Source organism: Pseudomonas bananamidigenes, assembly GCF_001679645.1.
Classification (GTDB): domain Bacteria; phylum Pseudomonadota; class Gammaproteobacteria; order Pseudomonadales; family Pseudomonadaceae; genus Aquipseudomonas; species Aquipseudomonas bananamidigenes.
In genome coordinates, this window is the sequence record NZ_LRUN01000015.1 from 1 (window position 1) to 19,919 (window position 19,919).

23 protein-coding genes are annotated in these 19,919 nt (G+C 60.5%); 14 read left to right on the forward strand and 9 right to left on the reverse strand.

Annotated elements, in window-relative coordinates; translation table 11 throughout:
• Positions 1-41 precede the first annotated feature (41 nt).
• Entirely contained in the window at positions 42-413 is a 372-nt protein-coding gene (locus tag BBF94_RS06585) for a YajD family HNH nuclease (protein ID WP_007944009.1), read from the reverse strand.
• A gap of 138 nt (positions 414-551) precedes the next feature.
• Between BBF94_RS06585 and BBF94_RS06590 the strand changes: the two genes are divergently transcribed.
• Positions 552-836, forward strand: coding sequence for a hypothetical protein (locus BBF94_RS06590; protein ID WP_065258242.1), 285 nt, complete (start codon positions 552-554; stop codon positions 834-836).
• On the opposite strand, the gene BBF94_RS06595 is transcribed toward BBF94_RS06590, so the two are convergent.
• Both BBF94_RS06595 and BBF94_RS06600 read right to left on the reverse strand, forming a co-directional pair.
• A complete protein-coding gene (locus BBF94_RS06595) occupies positions 833-1,306 on the reverse strand; it encodes a cyclic nucleotide-binding domain-containing protein (RefSeq protein ID WP_065258277.1) in 474 nt (157 codons plus the stop codon). The genes BBF94_RS06590 and BBF94_RS06595 overlap by 4 nt on opposite strands.
• Before the next feature lie 206 nt (positions 1,307-1,512).
• The gene (locus BBF94_RS06600) at positions 1,513-3,567 is read right to left on the reverse strand and encodes a S9 family peptidase (RefSeq protein ID WP_065258243.1); all 2,055 of its coding nucleotides are present in this window, start codon (positions 3,565-3,567) and stop codon (positions 1,513-1,515) included.
• 99 nt (positions 3,568-3,666) lie between these two features.
• Here BBF94_RS06600 and BBF94_RS06605 point away from each other — a divergent pair, with 99 nt between their 5' ends.
• Genes BBF94_RS06605 through BBF94_RS06615 form a run of 3 tightly spaced genes read left to right on the forward strand, consistent with a single transcriptional unit; the run spans position 3,667 to position 5,517 of the window.
• Positions 3,667-4,167, forward strand: coding sequence for an MFS transporter (locus BBF94_RS06605; protein WP_065258244.1), 501 nt, complete (start codon positions 3,667-3,669; stop codon positions 4,165-4,167).
• 16 nt (positions 4,168-4,183) lie between these two features.
• Positions 4,184-4,960: a class II glutamine amidotransferase gene (locus BBF94_RS06610; RefSeq protein ID WP_065258245.1), complete on the forward strand. Its 777-nt coding sequence runs from the start codon at positions 4,184-4,186 to the stop codon at positions 4,958-4,960.
• Positions 4,961-4,974: 14 nt separating this feature from the next.
• Positions 4,975-5,517 carry a DUF2937 family protein gene (locus BBF94_RS06615; protein ID WP_065258246.1) on the forward strand — a complete coding sequence of 181 codons (543 nt, stop codon included), beginning with the start codon at positions 4,975-4,977 and terminating at the stop codon, positions 5,515-5,517.
• A 152-nt stretch (positions 5,518-5,669) separates the two neighbouring features.
• On the opposite strand, the gene BBF94_RS06620 is transcribed toward BBF94_RS06615, so the two are convergent.
• On the reverse strand, positions 5,670-6,584 hold the full coding sequence (locus BBF94_RS06620; protein WP_065258247.1) for a LysR family transcriptional regulator: 915 nt from the start codon (positions 6,582-6,584) through the stop codon (positions 5,670-5,672).
• Between the two features lie 146 nt (positions 6,585-6,730).
• Here BBF94_RS06620 and BBF94_RS06625 point away from each other — a divergent pair, with 146 nt between their 5' ends.
• From BBF94_RS06625 to BBF94_RS06640, 4 genes are all read left to right on the forward strand, one after another.
• The gene (locus BBF94_RS06625) at positions 6,731-8,017 is read left to right on the forward strand and encodes an MFS transporter (protein ID WP_065258248.1); all 1,287 of its coding nucleotides are present in this window, start codon (positions 6,731-6,733) and stop codon (positions 8,015-8,017) included.
• A gap of 61 nt (positions 8,018-8,078) precedes the next feature.
• Positions 8,079-8,831 (forward strand): 5-oxoprolinase subunit PxpA, encoded by a 753-nt coding sequence (locus tag BBF94_RS06630; protein ID WP_065258249.1) that lies wholly within the window; start codon positions 8,079-8,081, stop codon positions 8,829-8,831.
• Complete coding sequence (locus tag BBF94_RS06635; protein WP_065258250.1) at positions 8,828-9,532, forward strand: 5-oxoprolinase subunit B family protein; 705 nt, start codon at positions 8,828-8,830, stop codon at positions 9,530-9,532. The genes BBF94_RS06630 and BBF94_RS06635 overlap by 4 nt, the downstream gene beginning before the upstream one ends.
• Complete coding sequence (locus BBF94_RS06640; protein ID WP_065258251.1) at positions 9,529-10,443, forward strand: 5-oxoprolinase subunit C family protein; 915 nt, start codon at positions 9,529-9,531, stop codon at positions 10,441-10,443. The genes BBF94_RS06635 and BBF94_RS06640 overlap by 4 nt, the downstream gene beginning before the upstream one ends.
• Before the next feature lie 117 nt (positions 10,444-10,560).
• Here BBF94_RS06640 and BBF94_RS06645 read toward each other — a convergent pair whose 3' ends face one another.
• Both BBF94_RS06645 and BBF94_RS06650 read right to left on the reverse strand, forming a co-directional pair.
• Positions 10,561-11,739 carry a vWA domain-containing protein gene (locus tag BBF94_RS06645; RefSeq protein ID WP_007956512.1) on the reverse strand — a complete coding sequence of 393 codons (1,179 nt, stop codon included), beginning with the start codon at positions 11,737-11,739 and terminating at the stop codon, positions 10,561-10,563.
• A gap of 12 nt (positions 11,740-11,751) precedes the next feature.
• Positions 11,752-12,597, reverse strand: a complete 846-nt coding sequence (locus tag BBF94_RS06650; RefSeq protein WP_065258252.1) for an AAA family ATPase — start codon at positions 12,595-12,597, stop codon at positions 11,752-11,754.
• Between the two features lie 199 nt (positions 12,598-12,796).
• Between BBF94_RS06650 and BBF94_RS06655 the strand changes: the two genes are divergently transcribed.
• Positions 12,797-13,027: a DUF4160 domain-containing protein gene (locus BBF94_RS06655; RefSeq protein WP_065258253.1), complete on the forward strand. Its 231-nt coding sequence runs from the start codon at positions 12,797-12,799 to the stop codon at positions 13,025-13,027.
• Complete coding sequence (locus BBF94_RS06660) at positions 13,015-13,515, forward strand: helix-turn-helix domain-containing protein (RefSeq protein ID WP_065258254.1); 501 nt, start codon at positions 13,015-13,017, stop codon at positions 13,513-13,515. Before BBF94_RS06655 ends, BBF94_RS06660 begins: the two co-directional genes overlap by 13 nt.
• Here the strand turns inward: BBF94_RS06660 and BBF94_RS06665 are convergent.
• Positions 13,512-14,588 carry a DUF748 domain-containing protein gene (locus BBF94_RS06665; protein ID WP_065258255.1) on the reverse strand — a complete coding sequence of 359 codons (1,077 nt, stop codon included), beginning with the start codon at positions 14,586-14,588 and terminating at the stop codon, positions 13,512-13,514. The genes BBF94_RS06660 and BBF94_RS06665 overlap by 4 nt on opposite strands.
• Positions 14,589-14,716: 128 nt before the next feature.
• On the opposite strand from BBF94_RS06665, the gene cysK reads away from it, so the two are divergent.
• Both cysK and BBF94_RS06675 read left to right on the forward strand, forming a co-directional pair.
• A complete protein-coding gene (cysK, locus tag BBF94_RS06670) occupies positions 14,717-15,691 on the forward strand; it encodes a cysteine synthase A (protein ID WP_065258256.1) in 975 nt (324 codons plus the stop codon).
• Between the two features lie 187 nt (positions 15,692-15,878).
• Positions 15,879-16,817 carry an aspartyl/asparaginyl beta-hydroxylase domain-containing protein gene (locus BBF94_RS06675; protein ID WP_065258257.1) on the forward strand — a complete coding sequence of 313 codons (939 nt, stop codon included), beginning with the start codon at positions 15,879-15,881 and terminating at the stop codon, positions 16,815-16,817.
• 252 nt (positions 16,818-17,069) lie between these two features.
• Here the strand turns inward: BBF94_RS06675 and BBF94_RS06680 are convergent, their stop codons facing one another.
• Complete coding sequence (locus BBF94_RS06680; RefSeq protein ID WP_318656017.1) at positions 17,070-17,516, reverse strand: hypothetical protein; 447 nt, start codon at positions 17,514-17,516, stop codon at positions 17,070-17,072.
• A 270-nt stretch (positions 17,517-17,786) separates the two neighbouring features.
• Here BBF94_RS06680 and BBF94_RS27930 point away from each other — a divergent pair, with 270 nt between their 5' ends.
• Both BBF94_RS27930 and BBF94_RS06685 read left to right on the forward strand, forming a co-directional pair.
• A complete protein-coding gene (locus BBF94_RS27930; protein WP_176704426.1) occupies positions 17,787-17,951 on the forward strand; it encodes a hypothetical protein in 165 nt (54 codons plus the stop codon).
• A 96-nt stretch (positions 17,952-18,047) separates the two neighbouring features.
• Positions 18,048-18,911, forward strand: coding sequence for a DMT family transporter (locus BBF94_RS06685; RefSeq protein WP_065258259.1), 864 nt, complete (start codon positions 18,048-18,050; stop codon positions 18,909-18,911).
• A gap of 57 nt (positions 18,912-18,968) precedes the next feature.
• Here the strand turns inward: BBF94_RS06685 and BBF94_RS06690 are convergent, their stop codons facing one another.
• A complete protein-coding gene (locus BBF94_RS06690) occupies positions 18,969-19,877 on the reverse strand; it encodes a DMT family transporter (protein ID WP_065258260.1) in 909 nt (302 codons plus the stop codon).
• Positions 19,878-19,919: the final 42 nt, after the last annotated feature.

Genomic DNA, 19,919 nt, shown 5'->3' on the forward strand with positions numbered 1-19,919 from the left:
GAGCCTGCTCGCGAAAGGGCTGGGTCAGGCGCTGAAGATCTTCAGTCTTCTTTTTTCATCAACCCGGCCAGCGCCGCAAACGGGTTATGCGTGGCCTTGGCGATCTTCGGCGTGCTCAGCGAGCCTTCGCCGAAATACTGCTGATCGGTGTAGCGCGAATGCTCGTTGTCGTGGCAGTACAGGCACAGCAATTCCCAGTTGGAGCCGTCCTGCGGGTTGTTGTCGTGGTTGTGGTCGCGGTGATGCACGGTCAGTTCGCTCAGGCGCTTGCCGGAAAACTCGCGGGCGCAGCGGCCGCACACATGCGGGTACATCTTCAGGGCTTTGTCGCGATAGCCCATTTCCTTGTCGCGCTGGTTGTCGGCGAGGATGCGATCCAGCTTCGAAGTGTTGGTCGGGGTGGACGAACTCATGGGTTCACCTTGGTAGAAAGACTAATGACGGATGTGGGGAAGTTTAGCTCAGCCCGAGGCGTGTTCTGCAAGAAAGGAACAGCGCGCAAGTGCGGTTGGGAGTAGTCTGAGGCCAGTCCGGGGCCATTGGAGTCATCGATGAAGTGCAGCATTCTGGCAGCTTTCATGCTGGCCGCTCTTTCGGCAACAGGCGCGCAGGCCCAGCAGGCGTTGCCCGTCAGTCCGACGCCGCAACCGGGTTCGCCCGGCACCGCAACACCGACACCGTATCCGCAGATCAGCCCGGTATCGATTCCCAAGGCCGGTTCCGGCAGTGGCGGGCCGCCGCTGGTGCCGATCGAAATGCCCAGCCCGCCGATCAGGGATCAGCCGGTGCCGGGTATCGACCAGCCCGAAGGCAAACCCAAATCCCCCGGCGGCTAGATCTGTTGCGCCGCCAGTTGGCCGTCGGCCATGCGCAGGCGTCTGGAGAGGGAAACGGCGAGGGCGCGAATGATCTTGGCGGCGATCTTCGGTGCGTCGTTGAGCATTTTTTCCAGCGAGTCCTTGCCGAGGTTGAGCAACTGACAGTTGCTCGCCGCCACACAGGTCGCCGAGCGCCGTTCGCCGTCGAGCACGGCCATCTCACCGAAGGCCCGCCCGCTGCGCAGCGTGGCCATGGTGATGACCTGACCGTCGGCGCCGGTCTTCTGCACGGCCACCTGACCGGTGTGGATGATGCACATGAAGCTGCCGGCATCGCCTTCGCGAAAGATCGCTTCGCCTTCGGCCACGCTGCTGATACTGAAGTAGCCCGAAGCGGCGGCGAAGTCCGCCAGTTGCAATTGGTCGAACAGGCCGCAGTCCATCAGCCAGTCGCGGATTTCGTTGTTCAGTAAGGTCGGTTCTGACATGTCGTCACAGTCTTTTTGTTTTTCACGGGTTTCAGGCACTACACGGATCGTTGTGGGAGCGAGCTTGCTCGCGAATGCGGTGGGTCAGCCAATATCAGTCTCGACTGACCGGACGCCTTCGCGAGCAAGCTCGCTCCCACAATGGGATCTGTGGTGTATCGACCACCGGGGTCTGGAATTAAGACCCAAGTGACCGGCGGAGTTCCTCAGGCGATGCCCAGAACCTTGAAAACAAATGCATATTCGAGGGCTACGTCACGTAATCCCTGATAGCGCCCGCTCATGCCGCCATGGCCGGCGCCCAGTTCGGTCTTCAGCAGCAGCAGGTTGTCGTCGGTCTTGGTTGCGCGCAGCTTCGCGACCCACTTGGCCGCTTCCCAGTACTGCACGCGGCTGTCGTTGTAACCGGCGATCACCAGCGTCGCGGGATAAGCCTGCGCGGTGACGTTTTCGTACGGCGCGTAGGCCTTGATTCGTTCGTAGACCTCAGGCTCTTCAGGGTTGCCCCACTCGTCGTATTCGGTGACGGTCAGCGGCAGGTCCGGATCGAGCATGGTGTTGAGCACATCGACGAACGGCACTTCGGCGATTGCCACGCCGAACAGCTCCGGACGCTGGTTGAGCACCGCACCGATCAGCAGACCGCCGGCGCTGCCGCCGCTGATCGCCAGTTGCGGCGCGGTGGTGATGCCGTTGAGGATCAGGAATTCGGCACAGGCAATGAAGTCGCTGAAGGTGTTCTGCTTGTGCTCCTGCTTGCCGGCGCGATACCAGGCTTCACCCAGTTCACCACCGCCGCGCACGTGGGCAATGGCGAACGCCATGCCGCGATCCAGCAGACTCAGACGGGCGTGGGAAAACCACGGGTCGAGGCTCGAACCATAGGCGCCGTAGCCGTAGAGATACAGCGGCACCGGCTTGCCGAGCATTTCGCGTTTCATCACCAGGCTGATCGGCACCAGCGTGCCGTCCGGCGCGGTGGCCCACAGGCGCTGGCTGACGTAGGCGTCGGCGTCGAACGGGCCGAGCACCGGGGTTTCCTTGAGCACTGCCTGTTCGCCGGTAGCGAGGATCAGTTGCCGAACCTGAGCCGGACGATTCAGCGCTTCATAACGCAGGCGGATGCGATCGCTTTCGAATTCCAGGCTGTTTTGCACGTAGAGGCTGTAGGCCGCGTCCGGCAATTGCACGCGATAAGGCGCCAGACCGTGCGGGCGCACTTCGATGATCGGCAGTCCGCCTTCGCGCAGGCTCAGGGTCAGCGCTTCGGCATTGAGGGTGACGCCATCGAGCATCACGGTATCGTTGTGCGGAATCAGGTTCTGCCAGTCGGCTTCGCTCGGCGGGATACCGGTGTCCGGGGCCTGATACAGGGCAAAGTTGATGCCGTCGCGGTTGGTGCGGATGAACCAGGTCCACTCGCCGTCGAGCTTGCCGTGGTCGACGTCGTATTCGTGATCCTCGATCCGTGGCGCCAGGCAAGTGAACGGCTGGTGCGGCTGATTGGCATCCAGCGCCCAGACTTCGCTGGTGGTCTTGCTGCCCAGCGACAGCAACAGCTGCTGTTCGGAGCTCGCGCGGTAGCAATGCAGGAAGAAGCGCCCGTCCGGCTCGTGGAACACCTCTTCGGCAGCGGTGCCGTCGAGGCGGTAGCGGAACAGTTTGTGCGGACGATGGGTGTCGTCGAGCACGCTGAAGAACAGGGTCAGACTGTCGTTGGCCCAGGTCATGCTGCCGTCGCAGTCCTGGAACTCCAGTTCGCTGACACGCTCGCTGGACAACTCCTTCACGAACAGCGTGTAAATCTCGTCGCCCGAAGCATCGACGCTGTAGGCCAGGCGCTGGTGATCCGGGCTGATGCTGAATGCGCCGAGGGAGAAAAAGCCGCCATTGGCCAGCGCATTCGGGTCGAGCAGCAGTTGTTCGCGGCTTTCGTCAAGGGTCAGGCTGTCGTCGGCCGGACGCGGGCAGCGGTAGTGACGCGGGTATTCGTCACCCGCCGTGGTGCGGGTGTAATACAGATACGGGCCCCACGGCGACGGCAGGGACAGGTCGGTTTCGAGGATCCGGCCCTTGATCTCCTCGAACAGGGTTTCGCGCAGTCCGGCCTGGTCGGCGGTCTGCGCCTGCTGGTAGTCGTTTTCGGCCTTGAGGTAGTCGAGCACCGCGTCGGTGTCGCGTTCCTGCAGCCAGGCATACGGGTCGTGACCGGCATCCTTGCGGGCAATCGGGGCGCTGGTGACGTTGGCGGATACGGGCATGGAGGGCTCTCGAACATGACAAATGAGGACCGCACGGACGGCGGGGAAGCCTGATGTGCGAAAAGTCGTTACTATAAGCGCCTCTTTGCCTGCCTTGCCATGGACACCATGACCGAGAACGACTATCTGATCGCCTGGGGCCTTTACGCCTTTGCTGCCGTTGGCTGCCTGCTGGTGTGGATGCGCATGACCCGCTGGATGTGGCGCTGGCTGCGCGAGCCGCTGCGTGTGCTGGTGGCGGTGTTGCTGTTCAGCCCGACCATCATCGATCCGGTGAAGGAAAAATTCGCCCCGGCCGTCGCCATCACGGCGCTGGATCTGGCGTTCAAGGTCGGCAACAACGCCTGGCGGGCCATTTCCGAATTGCTCATGTACGCGATGATCGCGTTCGGCCTGTACCTGGTTTTCGTGCTGATTCGCTTCCCGATCGAACGCGCTTCCAAGGCGCGCAGGGAACAGGCCGAGGCCGCCCGTGCAGCCGCCCGTGCCGAAGACGAACGCGACGGCGATCAACCGTTCGGCGGCGCCGGCGATGATCGTTACGGCCGGCCACCGCTGCCGGGCAATCCGCAGCGTCGGCGCGTCGAGCCGCGTCTGTAATCACGAGAGTCCGCACATGTGTGAACTATTGGGCATGAGCGCCAACGTGCCGACCGATATCGTGTTCAGCTTCACCGGGCTGATGCAGCGTGGCGGTCGCACCGGTCCGCATCGCGATGGCTGGGGCATTGCCTTCTATGAAGGTCGCGGATTGCGGCTGTTTCAGGACCCGGCGGCCAGCTGCGAGTCGGAAGTGGCCAATCTGGTGCAGCGTTATCCGATCAAGAGCGAAGTGGTGATCGGCCATATCCGTCAGGCCAACGTCGGCAAGGTCTGTCTGTCCAATACCCATCCGTTCGTCCGCGAATTGTGGGGGCGCAATTGGTGCTTCGCGCATAACGGCCAGCTCGCCGATTTCACCCCGATCAAGAGTTTCTACCGCCCGGTCGGCGATACCGACAGCGAAGCGGCATTCTGCGATTTGCTCAACCGCGTACGTGCAGCGTTTCCGGAACCGGTCGATATAGAAGTGCTGCTGCCGGATCTCGTCGCGGCTTGCGCCGAATACCGCAGCAAAGGCGTGTTCAATTGCCTGCTCAGCGACGGCGACTGGCTGTTCTGCTATTGCTCGACCAAACTTGCGCAGATCACCCGGCGCGCACCGTTCGGCCCGGCACGGCTGAAGGACGTCGATGTGATCGTCGATTTCCAGGCCGAAACCACGCCCAACGACGTGGTCACGGTGATTGCCACCGAACCGCTGACCGAAAACGAAACCTGGACCCGCTACGAACCGGGCCAATGGAGCCTGTGGCGACGCGGCGAATGCGTCCGTCAGGGCACGACCGAATAAAGGATCTTTCCTCGATGTTGCTCAGTTATCTACGGCTGGTGTTGTTTGCGGCGGGCCTGTTGATCGGTGTCCAGGTGCCGGGATTCATCAACGATTACGCCAAGCGGGTCGAAGCGCATCTGATCGAGGTGCAGACCGGCCTGCGCGGTTTCCAGGGTACCGCCGCGCAATTTTTCAAGGGAGATATGCAGGCACTGGTCGCCCACTACCGCGCCAGCGAAGACCCGGTGTTTCGCAGCGATGCCGACAGCCTGAGCACCTTGCTCAACCGTCAACTGGCGCTGGACAAGCAGTTCCAGGCGATGCAGGGCCCTTGGTACATCCGCTTCCTGCAAGTGGTGCTGGCCGCCGATCCGGACATCCGCAAGGAAACCTGGAACGGTTACAGCTACCAGATTCTGCTGACGCCTGAAGCAATGATCTGGGGCATGAGCGGCGCGATGCTGCTGTCGTTCGGCCTCGAGTGCCTGTTCCGTCTGATCGACTGGGTGGTGCTGGGCGGCAAGCGTCTGCGCCAGAGCCGGCCGATCGAAGACCGGGATGTGCGCGGGCTGTAGGGGCAGCGCCGTTCCCTGTGGCGAGGGAGCTTGCTCCCGTTGAAGATCGTTCCCACGCTCGGCGTGGGAATGCCTCAACGGACGCTCCGCGTTCGGCTTGCGAGGGACGCGGAGCGTCCCGGGCTGCATTCCCACGCAGAGCGTGGGAACGATCAAGGGGCGAGGACGATGTAGTTCTTGCCCACTTTCTGTGAATACCCCTCCAGCACCTGCTGACAAAACGTCACGATCTCTTCGACCCATTCCACACCGACCCGCCACGACACCACCACTTGCAGATCGGGTGGCCGTTGATCGATGTCGAGCAGGGTCAGTTCGCCCCGCGCCAGTTCTTCGGCCACCAGCACCGGCGGCAATGCGCCGATACCAAAGCCGTCACGCAACAAGCGAGTGATCGCCGATACCGAGTTCACACAGTTCAAGCGTGGCGCCAGCACGCCCTGGGCCTGCATCAGCGCCAGAATGTCCTGATGCGGCCGGGAGTTTTTCGAGTAGGTGATGATCCGTTCCTGCGCCAGATCAGCGAGGTTCGCGTAATCGCGGTTGTAGATCGATTGACTGGCCACGATCCAGCCGATGGGATGGCTGGCCAGTTCCAGGCTGCGCACGCTTTCATGGCGCACCAGATCGGTTTGCAGGATCAGATCGAGAAAGCCTTTTTGCAACTGATCGCAGAGGTTCAGCGAGGTATCGGCCACCAGTTCGATTTCCACCCGTGGGTACAGATCGGTGATCTGCGCCACCAACGGGCTCAGCCAGGTGTGAATCACCGTGTCCATCACCCCGATGCGCACCCGACCGACCTTGCTCGATCGGGTCTCGATGGACTGCTTCAACGCCTGCAGGGTGTCGAGCATCTGCTCGGCATGGTCCAGCACTTTCAGGCCTTCCGGCGTCAGGCTCACACCGCGCGAATCCCGCACAAACAGCTTCACCCCAAGCTCACCCTCAAGCACGGCGATGCGGCTGGAAATCGACGCCTGAGTGGTGAACAACTTGTCGGCGGTCAGGCGGAAACTCTTCAGCCGGGCGACCCAGACGAAGGTCTCGAGAAACTTCAGGTTCATGGCAACAAATTTTTCTTATGTCTTGGGCGGGTTTTTATTCGTTGGACGCGACCGGGTGACGCACCCAAGAATCGACGCATCCGGTTCCCACGATAGGCGTCGTCGGAGCTTCGAACAAGACCAATAAAAGCCTGCGGAGACATGCCATGAGTGCGCCCGACACCCTCGACCTCCCCAAGACCACGGCCCGTCCCGGCCCGTTCGACTGGTATCGCAACATCAATCAGCAGGAGCGCCGCACCTTCTGGAGCTGCAAGATCGGCTATGGTCTGGACGGCATGGACACCCAGATGCTCAGCTTCGTGGTGCCGACCCTGATCGCGATGTGGGGCATCACCACCGGCCAGGCCGGGTTGATTCATACCAGCACGTTGATCGCTTCGGCCATCGGCGGCTGGGTGGCGGGGATTCTCTCCGACCGCATCGGTCGCGTGCGCACGCTGCAACTGACAGTGCTGTGGTTCGCTTTTTTCACCTTCCTTTGCGGTTTTGCCCAGAACTACGAACAACTGCTGATCGCCCGCACCCTGATGGGCTTCGGTTTCGGTGGCGAGTGGACGGCCGGCGCGGTGCTGATCGGTGAAGTGATCCGCGCCAAGGATCGTGGCAAGGCGGTCGGCATGGTGCAATCGGGCTGGGCGCTCGGTTGGGGACTGACGGCGATTCTGTATGCGCTGCTGTTCTCGGTGTTGCCGCCGGAAGACGCGTGGCGCGCACTGTTCATCCTCGGCATCGTGCCGGCGGTGTTCGTGATTTTCGTCCGCCGTCTGGTGAAAGATCCCGAGATCTACCGCGAAGCCAAGGCCAGACAAACCCCGGACAACCCGTCGAAGTTCTACGAGATCTTCGCCCCCGGCATGCTTTTCACCACGTTCCGCGCCTCGCTGCTCACCACGGGTGCCCTCGGCGGTTATTACGCGATTACCTCCTGGCTGCCGACTTTTCTGAAGAACGAGCGTGGCTTGAGCGTACTCGGCACCGGCGGTTATCTGGCGATGGTGATCATCGGCTCCTACGCCGGTTATGTGATCAGCGCCTATTTGACCGACCTGCTGGGGCGCAAGAAGAACTTCATCCTGTTCGCGGTCGGCTCGTTCACCATCGTTCTGCTCTACACCCAATTGCCGGTCAGTAATGGCGTGATGCTGTGGCTGGGGTTTCCGCTGGGCTTCTTCGCCTCGGGGATTTTCAGTGGCATGGGGGCGTTTCTCACCGAGTTGTTTCCGACACGGATTCGCGGTTCGGGGCAGGGTTTCTGCTACAACATCGGCCGGGCGCTGGCAGCGTTGTTCCCGTTACTGATCGGACTGCTCAGCCAGAAAGTACCGCTGAGTGTCGGCATCGGGGCCTTTGCGGCGGTGTCATACGGTGTGGTGATTCTCTCGGCGCTGAGTCTGCCGGAAACCCGGGGCAAGCAACTGGACGCGCAGTAACTGATAACCTGCGACAACTGTCCTACCGCATAAAAAGATAACAGCTACAGGAGTGTTCACCGTGAGCCGCCTGCTATTGAACTGTGACATCGGCGAGAGCTTCGGCAGCTGGACCATGGGTCTGGATGCGGAAGTCATGCCCTTCATCGATTGCGCCAACATTGCCTGCGGGTTTCACGCCGGCGATCCGGGCATCATGCGCAAGACCGTCAGCCTGGCCCTGAGCCATGGCGTGCAGATCGGCGCGCATCCGGCCTATCAGGATCTGGTGGGTTTCGGTCGGCGCTCCATGGCTTACACCGCCCAGGAACTGCAAGACATCCTGCATTACCAAATCGGCGCCCTCGACGGCATTTGCCGCGCCCAGGGTGGCAAGGTCAGCTACGTCAAACCCCATGGCGCCATGTACAACGACATGATGGCCAACCCGGCGCAGTTGCGGGCGGTGATTCAGGCCGTCGCGGCTTACGATCGCAGTTTGCCGCTGATGCTGATGGCGACTCGTGACAACACCGCAGCGCAACAGCTCGGTGACGAATACGGCGTGACCCTGTGGTTCGAAGCCTTCGCCGACCGCGCCTACGACAGCGCGGGCCGACTGGTGTCGCGACAACTGCCGGGGGCGGTGCACCACGACGCCGAAACCATCATTGCACAGGCGCTGACCATCGCCCGTGGCGACAACCTGACCGCCAGCGACGGCAGTGCGCTGCATTTGCAGGCCAACACCTTGTGCGTGCATGGCGACAACGCCGGTTCAGTGGCGGCCGTGCAGCGCATTCGGCAGGCCTTGAGCGAGCAGGGCGCACCATGAATCCGCGGGTGGAAGTGGTGGCGGTGGATTGTCTGATGCTGCGTCTGTTCGATGAAATCGCCGAGGCCAACATGCCGTGGATGCTCGCCGCCAGCGAGCGCTTGCGCGCAGTATTTGGTGAGCATTTGATTGATCTGGTGCCGTCGTACACCACGTTGATGGTGCATTACGACCTGACGGAATTGAATCCGGGTCAGGCACGGGAGTTGATCGCCGAAGCGCTGATCGACCTGACACCGAATGCGCGAACCGGCGGCCAGTGTCATGTGCTGCCGGTATGGTACGACCTGAGTGTCGGTCCGGAACTGAGCCTGCTGTCGCAACGCAGCGGTTTGTCGGTGCAAGAGGTGATCCGCCGCCACAGTGGCCGTGAATATCAGGTATTTGCGCTTGGCTTTGCGCCAGGCTTCGCTTTCATGGGCCTGGTTGAAGAGGTGCTGGCCGCACCGCGCCTGAATACGCCACGCAAAAAAGTCGCCGCCGGCAGCGTCGGCATCGCCGAGCGACAGACGGCCGCGTATCCCGTGGTGTCCCCCGGCGGCTGGAACCTGATCGGGCGCACGCCGGCAAAGCTGTTCGACCGCGAGCGAGAGGGTTACAGCCTGATGCAGCCCGGCGACACCGTGCGCTTTGAAGCGGTGAGCCACGCCGAATTCATTCGGCTCGGCGGTGACGACACGCCTCTGGAGGCCCTGGCATGAGCCGACTGACGATTGAAGCGAGCACGCCGCTGTGCCTGTTGCAGGACGCCGGGCGTTTTGGCGTGCGTCATCTGGGCGTGACCCAGGGCGGTGCGGCGGACTGGCGGTCGATGGCCTGGGCCAACTGGCTGTTGGGCAATGACCTGGATTTGCCGGTGATCGAAATCACCCTCGGCGGGTTTGCGGTGGTGGCGCAGGACGACTGTCTGCTGGCATTGGCTGGCGCCGATCTGGGGGCGCAGATCGACGGCGAAGCATTGGCGCCATGGAGGAGTTTCAAACTGCGCAAAGGGCAGAAACTGCAATTGACTCAGCCACTGCTCGGGGCTCGGGCCTATCTGGCGGCGCCCGGTGGATTCATTGCGCCCGAAGTGCTGGGCAGCCGTGCCACCGTGGTGCGTGAGGAACTCGGCGGTCTCGATGGTTTTGGCTTGCCATTGGCCAAGGGCGCTTCGCTGAGTTATCAGGGCGAAACCCTGTTGGTGCGCGAGCTCCCGGCAGCGCACCGACCGGATCTGCGTCTCGACGCGCCGCTGGATCTGGTGCTTGGCGCACAAATCGGCCAGTTCAGCGGTCAGAGCCTGTTCGATGCATTCAACCGTGCCTGGACGCTGGACAGCCGCGCTGACCGCATGGGCATTCGCCTGTTGGGGACGGCGTTGCAGTATCAGGGCAAACCGATGATTTCCGAGGGCATTCCGCTGGGCGCGGTGCAGGTGCCGCCGGACGGGCAGCCGATCGTGTTGCTCAATGACCGGCAGACCATTGGCGGTTACCCGCGATTGGGAGCGTTGACGCCTTTGGCGCTGGCGCGCCTGGCGCAGTGTCTGCCGGGAGCGAAAATAAGATTGCGCCCGGTGGTGCAGGAGGTTGCGCACCGGGAACATGTCGAATATCTGAAGCGCTTTTAGTTGTGGTGAGGGAGCTTGCTCCCGCTGGGGCGCGAAGCGGCCCCTCTAATCTGAAAAAAGAGTGGGACTGCTACGCAGTCCAGCGGGAGCAAGCTCCCTCGCCACACACTCATTGGATTACTTGGACAGAAACCGCATCCCTTCTTCCAGCCCGCGCAGGGTCAACGGATACATCTGATCCTCGATCAGGTCCCGCACGATGTTGGTCGACGAGGTGTAGCCCCAGGTGTCTTTCGGATACGGGTTGATCCAGATGAGCTTCTTGTACTTCTCCATGAAGCGCTGCATCCACACGTAACCCGGCTCTTCGTTCCAGTGTTCGACGCTGCCGCCGGCCTGGGTGATTTCATAGGGCGCCATCGCGGCATCGCCGATGAAGATCACCTTGTAGTCGGCGCCGTACTTGTGCAGCAGGTCTTGGGTCGATGTGCGCTCGGAGGTGCGACGCATGTTGTTCTTCCACACCGATTCATAGATGAAGTTGTGGAAGTAGAAATACTCAAGATGCTTGAACTCGGTCTTGCAGGCCGAGAAAAGCTCTTCGCAGATCTTCACGTGGGCGTCCATCGAGCCGCCGATGTCGAACAGCAACAACAGTTTCACCGTGTTGCGCCGCTCCGGGCGCATCTGGATGTTCAGCAGGCCGGCGTCCTTGGCGGTGTGGTCGATGGTGCCGTCGATGTCCAGCTCTTCTGCCGCGCCCTGGCGCGCGAATTTACGCAGGCGGCGCAGGGCGACCTTGATGTTGCGGGTGCCCAGTTCCACGGAGTCGTCGAGGTTCTTGTACTCGCGCTGATCCCAGACTTTCACCGCTTTGCCCTGGCGCTTGCCGGCATCGCCGACCCGGATGCCTTCCGGGTTGAAACCACCGGAGCCGAACGGGCTGGTGCCGCCCGTGCCGATCCATTTGTTGCCGCCGGCGTGGCGTTCCTTTTGTTCTTCCAGACGTTTCTTGAACTCTTCGATCAACTTGTCCAGACCGCCGAGGGACTGGATCTGCGCGCGCTCCTCGTCGGTCAGCGAGCGCTCGAACTCCTTGCGCAACCAGTCTTCGGGGATCAGCGCCTGCAAATGATCGTCGAGTTTTTCCAGGCCGTTGAAGTAGGCGCCGAACGCGCGGTCGAACTTGTCGAAATGCCGTTCGTCCTTCACCAGAATCGCCCGGGACAGGTAGTAGAACTCGTCCATGTCGGCGAAGGTCACGCGCTGTTTCAGCGCGTTGATCAGGTCGAGCAGCTCGCGCACCGAGACCGGTACCTTGGCTGCACGCATTTCATTGAACAGGTTGAGCAACATGGCGTCAGCCTCTTAACGGGTGCCGCGACGGCTCATGAACGCCAGGCGCTCAAGCAGTTGCACGTCCTGTTCGTTCTTCACCAGCGCACCGGCCAGCGGCGGGATCGCCTTGGTCGGGTCGCGTTCGCGCAGCACCGCTTCACCGATGTTGTCGGCCATCAGCAGTTTCAGCCAGTCCACCAGTTCCGAGGTCGAAGGCTTTTTCTTCAGGCCCGGCACCTTGCGCACGTCGAAGAACACGTCCAGCGCTTCGCTGACCAGATCTTTCTTGATGTCCGGGTAGTGCACGTCGACGATTTTCTGCAGGGTGCTGCGGTCAGGGAAGGCGATGTAGTGGAAGAAGCAGCGACGCAGGAAGGCGTCCGGCAGCTCTTTCTCGTTGTTGGAGGTAATGATGATGATCGGACGCTGTTTTGCCTTGATGGTCTCGTCGATTTCGTAGACGTAGAACTCCATCTTGTCGAGTTCTTGCAGCAGGTCGTTGGGGAATTCGATGTCGGCCTTGTCGATTTCGTCGATCAGCAGAATCACGCGCTCTTCGGACTCGAATGCCTCCCAGAGCTTGCCCTTCTTCAGGTAGTTGCGCACGTCGTGGACTTTTTCATTGCCCAGTTGCGAGTCGCGCAGACGGCTGACCGCATCGTACTCGTACAGGCCCTGATGGGCCTTGGTGGTGGACTTGATGTGCCAGGTGATCAGCCGGGCGCCGAACGATTCGGCCAGTTGCTCGGCGAGCATGGTCTTGCCGGTGCCCGGTTCGCCCTTGACCAGCAGCGGCCGCTCCAGGGTGATGGCGGCGTTGACCGCCAGCTTCAGGTCATCGGTGGCGACGTAGGCCTGGGTGCCTTCGAACTTCATCTGCTAATCCTCGAACGGTAACGCCGACCTGAACGGGCAGGGCGGAAGCGAAAAATCGGATGCCCGACTATAACGCGCAGCCCGGCCGACTGTGAACGCAGACGGCTTATTCAGTCTCTGAATGGGGCGTCACATGTTGACTCAGTTTTGGCACGGGGCCAGTATTCAGGTATCGCCGATTTGGCGATAGCCTCCGAGCATGTCTACCAAATACCGATTTCGCGAAAAATACCGCATTCAGTTGCGCGAGAAGGATCACCCGCCACCCCATGTTCGCCTGACCGGTGGCGGAATGGATGTGATGCTGAACCTGGAAACCGTTGAAGTCATGATGGGCAAGGCACCGCCGCTGATCGTCAAGGAAGCGTTGGCGTGGGTTTCGGCCCATCAGACGCAATTGCTGGAGGACTGGAAACGATGTTACCCATGAAGCGGCCACGGTTGGCTGCTGTGCAGGCAATGGCTGATGCTCGCCTGTCACTGACCTTTATTGACGGCCAACAGCTGAACCTGGACTTGAGCCGCGATCTGCAAACCTATCCGGGGCTCGCTCCGCTATTGGATAGTGAAGTGTTCGCAACCGCTGACTTGGGCGACGATGGCTGGAGCGTGGAGTGGCTGGAGCCGGATATCCAGATTGGCGCCGATACCTTGTACAGGGATGCGCTGGCGCAAAATGCACCGGATGAAAACACTCGAATCTTTATGGACTGGCGCGCTCGCACAGGGTTACCGCTGAATCAGGCAGCCGAAGCGTTGGGTGTCAGTGCCCGCAGCATCAGTCGCTACAGCAATGGGCGGGAAGCCGTGCCGCGGTCATTGGCCCTGGCCTGCCTGGGTTGGGATTCATTGCAGGAGAATCCTGCGCTGATCGCAGCAGAGGATACTGGACGCTACATCGTCAACCGTAAAACTTAGCCCGCATCCGGCTTAGGACGCTCATACCGGGCATTGAAAGCCTGGATGAATCCATTGCGCAGAATCTGCAAAAACGCTTCGAACGCGCTGATATCCTGCTGATGAACGCTGCCGCTGAGTTCGACCCGGGTCGCAAACTGATTTTTCGCCTGGTTTTTCAGCACGGTTTCAGTACCGCCTACCAGCGCCTCCCAGACCGAGCGGAAGATGCTTTTGTTCTTGTTTTCCACATCCTGCTGCCAATTGAACACTTCAACATCCCGCAGCAGGGGTTTGATGTAGCCCGTGAGCTGGGCTTTTTTGGCCTGCGCCTCGATGACCACGTCGCCGTGGCCCGCATTGAAGTCGAATTTGCCGTAGGCCGAGGCAAAATCGTTCATGCGCTTGAGTTCGAGATCGCGGGCCCGCAGGCGAAATTCGAAGTCTTCGAAGTCGCTCAGCGGATCGAAGGTGGCGGAGGTCTCCAGCGGTGCCTGGCCGAGCAGCAGGGCCTTGCCTTCGAAGCGGGCATCGCGTTTGCCCTTGGTGTCGACCACGTTGGTCAGGTTGTAAATGCTGGCCTCGACATTCGTGGCGTTCATGTTCACTGGTGGTTTGGAGTTGAAGTTGCGAAAACTGATGCGGCCATCGTGGATCTGCACTTCGTCGAGGGTGATCGGCAACAGCTTGCTCAACTGCGCGCGCCAGTCGGTGCCTTTACCGGTCTGGGAGTTCTGTTTGTTGGCGCCGCCATCGACGAAGTTGATCTCTGGTTTGAAGAACTTCACTTGGGCTACCACCGCATGGTCGTACCACAATGAATGCCAACTGACGGACAAGTCGATCAACGGCGCGTTGACGAACGGCACCGGTACCTTGCCGTCGACCTTGACGATCTTCAGGCCGTTGATCTTGTACGCACCACGCCACAGGGCCAGGTCGACGTCGGTGATCTGGCCGCGGTAGTCGCCCATGTTGGCCAGCTTGTCGTTCAGATAGTCGCGCACGAGGTAGGGCAGGGCGATGTGCAGAGCGACCAACAGGACAACGACAGTGGTGAGGATCCACAACGGCCAACGGTAGCGACGCTTCATGGTGGCATTTTCCTTGCGATGTAAAGCGATTGACTGTCGGCGGTTGCAGACGTTCGACCCGACTGGACTGCCAGGAGCAACAGGCTTACCTTGGAAGGCTGAATTTCACGCTGTACAAGGACCCAGCCATGAGCCGCATTTTTGCTGACAACGCCCATTCCATCGGTAATACGCCGCTGGTGCAGATCAATCGCATTGCGCCCCGTGGCGTGACCATTCTGGCCAAGATCGAAGGTCGCAACCCGGGCTATTCGGTCAAGTGCCGGATCGGCGCGAACATGATCTGGGACGCCGAAGGCAGCGGCAAACTCAAACCGGGCATGACCATCGTCGAGCCGACCTCCGGCAACACCGGCATCGGCCTGGCGTTCGTCGCCGCCGCTCGCGGTTACAAACTGATGTTGACCATGCCGGCCTCGATGAGCATCGAGCGGCGCAAGGTGCTCAAGGCGCTAGGGGCCGAACTGGTGCTGACCGAGCCCGCCAAGGGCATGAAGGGGGCGATCGAAAAGGCTGCCGAGATCGTGGCCGGCGACCCGGACAAATACTTCATGCCGGCCCAGTTCGATAACCCGGCCAACCCGGCCATTCATGAAAAAACCACCGGCCCGGAAATCTGGAACGACACCGATGGTGCCATCGACGTGCTGGTGGCGGGCGTCGGCACTGGCGGAACCATCACCGGTGTATCGCGGTATATCAAGAATACGGCGGGCAAACCGATTATCTCGGTGGCAGTGGAACCCGTGTCCTCGCCGGTGATCAGCCAGGCCCTGGCCGGCGAAGAAATCAAACCGAGCCCGCACAAGATTCAGGGGATCGGCGCCGGTTTCGTGCCAAAGAACCTTGACCTGTCGATGGTGGACCGGGTCGAGCGCGTCACCGACGAAGAGTCCAAGGTCATGGCGCTGCGTCTGATGCAGGAAGAGGGCATTCTGTGTGGCATTTCCTGCGGCGCGGCAATGGCGGTTGCGGTGCGCCTGGCGGAAACCCCGGAAATGCAGGGCAAGACCATTGTGGTGGTGCTGCCGGACTCGGGTGAACGTTACCTGTCGAGCATGCTGTTCAGCGACCTCTTCACCGATCAGGAGAACCAGCAGTAAGCGTGGCGTTGATTCAGGTCAGCCAGGATTCAGGCTTGTTATGTTAATTAGTGCTTTGTTGCGCAATTCTTAACACTGAATCTTGGGTCGGGCGGGTTTTTCCCGGCGCCGGTAGTGTTTATCATGGCCGGCCGCCATGCCGGGTGAGTGACATGGCGTGGCGTTGTCTTTTTTCAAGGAGTCGTTGATGACCTTTTCGTTGGCCGCCAAGGTATCGGTGTTGCTGCTGTTCGTGAGCAGCATCCTCTACGTGCATTTGCGCGGCAAGGCGCGTTTGCCGGTGCTGCGCCAGTTCGTCAACCACTCGGCGCTGTTCGCTCCGTACAATGCGTTGATGTACCTGTTTTCCGGCGTGCCGTCCAAACCGTATCTGGATCGGAGCAAATTTCCGGAACTGGACGTGCTGCGCGACAACTGGGAAACCATCCGCGACGAAGCCATGCACCTGTTCGACGAGGGCTACATTCGCGCCGCCGAAAAGAACAACGATGCCGGTTTCGGCTCGTTCTTCAAGAAAGGCTGGAAGCGTTTCTACCTCAAGTGGTACGACAAACCGCTGCCATCGGCCGAGACCCTGTGTCCGAAAACCGTGGCGCTGGTCAGTGCCATCCCCAACGTCAAAGGCGCGATGTTCGCGCTGTTGCCGGGCGGCAGCCATTTGAACCCGCACCGCGATCCGTTCGCCGGTTCCCTGCGCTACCACCTGGGGTTGTCGACCCCCAACTCCGACGATTGCCGGATCTTCGTCGACGGTCAGGTCTACGCCTGGCGCGACGGCGAAGACGTGATGTTCGACGAGACCTACGTGCATTGGGTCAAGAACGAAACCGAGCAGACCCGCGTCATCCTGTTCTGCGACGTCGAGCGTCCGTTGAGCAACCGCCTCATGACCCGCATCAACCGCTCCATCAGCGCCTGGCTGGGTCGTGCGACCGCACCGCAAAACCTCGACGACGAACGCGTCGGCGGGATCAACCAGGCCTATGCCTGGAGCAAGAACTTCAGTGACAAGTTCAGCGGCGTGGTCAAACAGTGGAAGCGCCGCAATCCAAAGGCCTACCGTGTGATGCGGCCGGTGCTGGCGGTGGTGGTGTTGACGTTGCTGGGGTATTGGCTGTTTGGGTGAGGCTGGATTCAAGCAATAAAAAACCGCTCACAAGGAGCGGTTTTTTATTGCCTGCGAGTCAGCGCCGTCCAGCGAGAACGTCGGGTTCGCCTTCGATACCTGTAGTCAGTAGCTGAAGAAAACGCTGCTGATTGGTTGATAGCTCAGAGGAAGCAAGCCTTTCATCCGTTTTGATTGATCGTTTCTTGGTAGGGGATTTTTTCACGGATCTGCGCATGAGCCCGCCCTCGTTGATCATTACTTGAACAGTTTTCACGATACTTTACTCTCCACTGCAAGGACAAGGCGGCCTTCCAAATCAAATTTGAAGCCGAGTTTCGTATAAACAGGCATTGCTTCTTGTAGTGGCTCCTGGACTTCAATCCACTTACTGCCGATTATTTGCGCAAACTCATCAATGGCCATCATCGCGAGAACCGAAATACGCTTTTTAAGTGGGTGAAGCGCTCCGGGTTGTCCCTCCAGTCGCACGATTCGAATTCTCTGGCGGCTTTTATTTGGGTTGGCGAAACACAGTCCGCACAGCTGTTCTTCAAACCAGATCGCGATATCCAGAGATAAGGGTTCTCGTGACTTCCATACGGCAATCTCTCGCCAGCAAAAGTGTGGATTCTCCCAAAGCTCAAAGGCGATCAATGCTATGGCATCTATGGGTTCGAAGCGGATCTTCGAAAAATCTGCTCCGTCATGAAACTGCATTCTGTGAATCGCGATACCTGCCTGCTTTCTGGCCTTTGACCGATACAACTGATACCGCAAATACGTCCTTTCTCTTGGCATATGATTTCGAGCATTCCATGTCTCCCCATCAGTGGGTGTAGCCGTTGCTCAACAGCCTATTCAGTTCTCGCTCATCCGTCGCTGGCGGCCCTTTGCCCAAGTCATTGCAATCCATGTCGCAGGCTGGTTATAGTCGGCGCTCGTGAGTCCCACGACTCACCTTTCAATCCCTCGAAAAAGATCAGCCCAATGCCTGCATCCCTCATCAACGCGGTAGTCGATTCAGCGGTCAACGCTGGCGTCGTGCCGTGCGGGAATCAGCAGCCTGTGCAGATCAGTCATTACCCTCCACCTGTCAGCAGCACGCCGGTGTGCGCAGTCGTATCACCGCCGGGCGTGGGTGTTTCGCGCTGATCAGCGTTTTCTGCTGACCCCTGCGCCCGCCTGAAAAAACCTACTGAATTTCAGCTTCGGCTGAGTTGGCTATTTGCCTGACTACAGGTGGTATTCATGTTTGTCCTTTCGAAAAAATCCGCGCTCGCGGCGGCGTCCACGAGCCTGTTCGTCCTGCTGTGGAGCAGCGGGGCGATCTTCTCCAAGTGGGGGCTGGCCCACGCTTCGCCCTTTGCCTTTCTGCTGATCCGATTTGTGATCGCCCTGTGCGGGCTGGTGTTGCTGGTGCCGTTGCTCAGGCTGAAGCTGCCCAGGGGGGGCAGGCCGATGCTGTATGCGATGGCTACCGGGGTGGTGCTGTTGGGGGCGTATCAGATTTTCTATCTGTTGGCGCTGGACTTGAAAGTCACCCCCGGCGTGATGGCGACCATCATGGGCGTACAACCGATCCTCACGGTGGTGATCATGGAGCGCCAGCGCTCGGCGAGCCGGATCTTCGGTCTGGCGCTGGGGCTGGCCGGTCTGATCATGGTGGTTTACCAGGGCATCGGCCTGGCCGGAATGTCCCTGTCGGGCATGCTGTTCGGGCTGTTGGCGCTGGCCAGCATGACGTTCGGCTCGATCATGCAGAAACGCATTACCGACAACCCCCTCGGCACGCTGCCGGTGCAATACCTGGCGGGGCTGTTGCTGTGCGGGATCTTCGTGCCGTTCCAGCCTTTCCACTTCGAGCACAGCGCCGGTTTCATCGTGCCGGTATTGTGGATGGGACTGGTGGTTTCGGTGCTGGCGACCTTGCTGCTGTATCGACTGATCGCCCGGGGCAATCTGGTGAATGTCACCAGCCTGTTCTACCTGGTACCGGCGGTGACGGCAGTGATGGACTATCTGATCTTCGGCAATCGGCTGGCCGCGCTCAGCGTGCTGGGGATGCTGTTGATCATTGTCGGTCTGGTGTTCGTGTTCCGTAAATCGGCGTAACAGCCGCGCATGAAAAAGGCCCGGGAGGAAACTCCCGGGCCTTTGTGTATCTGGCGATCAGCGAGCGGTGATCTCTGCCGGCTTCACCGCCGTCGGTTTCAACACCAGCCACAACGCTATCGCGATCAATACTCCGCCATACAGATGAGCCATCGACAGCGGTTCGTCGAGAAACAATGCGCCCCACAGTACGCCGAACGGCGGAATCATGAAGGTCACGGTCATCGATTTCACCGGCCCGATGGAACTCAGCAGGCGGAAGTAAATGATGTAGGCGAACGCGGTGCAGCCCAGGCCAAGGCCCAGCAGTGACAGCCAGACAGGCCAGCCGCCCCAGCTCACCGGTGGTTGAGTGAAGACGCTGTAACCGAACAGTGGCAGCAGGAACAGCGTGGCACCGAGCATGCTGCCCAGCGCCGAGAGACGGCTGTCGAGCCCGCCAGCCTGATCCAGCCAGCGCCGGGCGAGGAACCCGGCAAACCCGTAGCAGGTCGTTGCGAGCAGACAGGCCAAGGCGCCCATCAGCAGCGGCAGATCGAACGCCACGGGGCCGGCGCGGGTCAGTACGCCCACGCCAAGCAGACCCAGGAAAACCCCGGCCAGTTTGGCCACCGTGAGTTTTTCACTGAAGAACAGCCCGCCGATCAACACGCCCATCAAAGGCGTGGTGGCGTTGAAGATTGCCGAATAACCGGCCGGCAGCACTTGAGCCGCGACGGAATACATCGTTGCCGGCAGCCCTGAGTTGATCACCCCCAGCAACATCACGGTCTTGAGTTTGCCTTTGAAATCCCAGCTGATACGCATCAGACCGAGGATCACCAGCAAACCGGCAGCCGCGATCGAAACCCGGAAAAAGCCGGTCGGAACGGTGCCGATCGCAGGAGCGATGATGCGCATGAACAGGAAGCTCGCCCCCCAGATCGCGGCCAGCGACAACATGCGGAAAATATCGACAGGGCTCACGGGCAACTCCTTCCATTTCGGGGACGAGAGTGTTGCCGAGCG

What these genes read in the sequence shown, in the direction of transcription:
- BBF94_RS06585 (WP_007944009.1), bottom strand. Translation starts at nt 413, where the DNA reads ATGAGTTCGTCCACCCCGACCAACACTTCGAAGCTGGATCGCATCCTC.
- BBF94_RS06590 (WP_065258242.1), top strand. Translation starts at nt 552, where the DNA reads ATGAAGTGCAGCATTCTGGCAGCTTTCATGCTGGCCGCTCTTTCGGCA.
- BBF94_RS06595 (WP_065258277.1), bottom strand. Translation starts at nt 1,306, where the DNA reads ATGTCAGAACCGACCTTACTGAACAACGAAATCCGCGACTGGCTGATG.
- BBF94_RS06600 (WP_065258243.1), bottom strand. Translation starts at nt 3,567, where the DNA reads ATGCCCGTATCCGCCAACGTCACCAGCGCCCCGATTGCCCGCAAGGAT.
- BBF94_RS06605 (WP_065258244.1), top strand. Translation starts at nt 3,667, where the DNA reads ATGGACACCATGACCGAGAACGACTATCTGATCGCCTGGGGCCTTTAC.
- BBF94_RS06610 (WP_065258245.1), top strand. Translation starts at nt 4,184, where the DNA reads ATGTGTGAACTATTGGGCATGAGCGCCAACGTGCCGACCGATATCGTG.
- BBF94_RS06615 (WP_065258246.1), top strand. Translation starts at nt 4,975, where the DNA reads ATGTTGCTCAGTTATCTACGGCTGGTGTTGTTTGCGGCGGGCCTGTTG.
- BBF94_RS06620 (WP_065258247.1), bottom strand. Translation starts at nt 6,584, where the DNA reads ATGAACCTGAAGTTTCTCGAGACCTTCGTCTGGGTCGCCCGGCTGAAG.
- BBF94_RS06625 (WP_065258248.1), top strand. Translation starts at nt 6,731, where the DNA reads ATGAGTGCGCCCGACACCCTCGACCTCCCCAAGACCACGGCCCGTCCC.
- BBF94_RS06635 (WP_065258250.1), top strand. Translation starts at nt 8,828, where the DNA reads ATGAATCCGCGGGTGGAAGTGGTGGCGGTGGATTGTCTGATGCTGCGT.
- BBF94_RS06640 (WP_065258251.1), top strand. Translation starts at nt 9,529, where the DNA reads ATGAGCCGACTGACGATTGAAGCGAGCACGCCGCTGTGCCTGTTGCAG.
- BBF94_RS06645 (WP_007956512.1), bottom strand. Translation starts at nt 11,739, where the DNA reads ATGTTGCTCAACCTGTTCAATGAAATGCGTGCAGCCAAGGTACCGGTC.
- BBF94_RS06650 (WP_065258252.1), bottom strand. Translation starts at nt 12,597, where the DNA reads ATGAAGTTCGAAGGCACCCAGGCCTACGTCGCCACCGATGACCTGAAG.
- BBF94_RS06655 (WP_065258253.1), top strand. Translation starts at nt 12,797, where the DNA reads ATGTCTACCAAATACCGATTTCGCGAAAAATACCGCATTCAGTTGCGC.
- BBF94_RS06660 (WP_065258254.1), top strand. Translation starts at nt 13,015, where the DNA reads ATGTTACCCATGAAGCGGCCACGGTTGGCTGCTGTGCAGGCAATGGCT.
- BBF94_RS06665 (WP_065258255.1), bottom strand. Translation starts at nt 14,588, where the DNA reads ATGAAGCGTCGCTACCGTTGGCCGTTGTGGATCCTCACCACTGTCGTT.
- cysK (WP_065258256.1), top strand. Translation starts at nt 14,717, where the DNA reads ATGAGCCGCATTTTTGCTGACAACGCCCATTCCATCGGTAATACGCCG.
- BBF94_RS06675 (WP_065258257.1), top strand. Translation starts at nt 15,879, where the DNA reads ATGACCTTTTCGTTGGCCGCCAAGGTATCGGTGTTGCTGCTGTTCGTG.
- BBF94_RS06680 (WP_318656017.1), bottom strand. Translation starts at nt 17,516, where the DNA reads ATGCAGTTTCATGACGGAGCAGATTTTTCGAAGATCCGCTTCGAACCC.
- BBF94_RS27930 (WP_176704426.1), top strand. Translation starts at nt 17,787, where the DNA reads ATGCCTGCATCCCTCATCAACGCGGTAGTCGATTCAGCGGTCAACGCT.
- BBF94_RS06685 (WP_065258259.1), top strand. Translation starts at nt 18,048, where the DNA reads ATGTTTGTCCTTTCGAAAAAATCCGCGCTCGCGGCGGCGTCCACGAGC.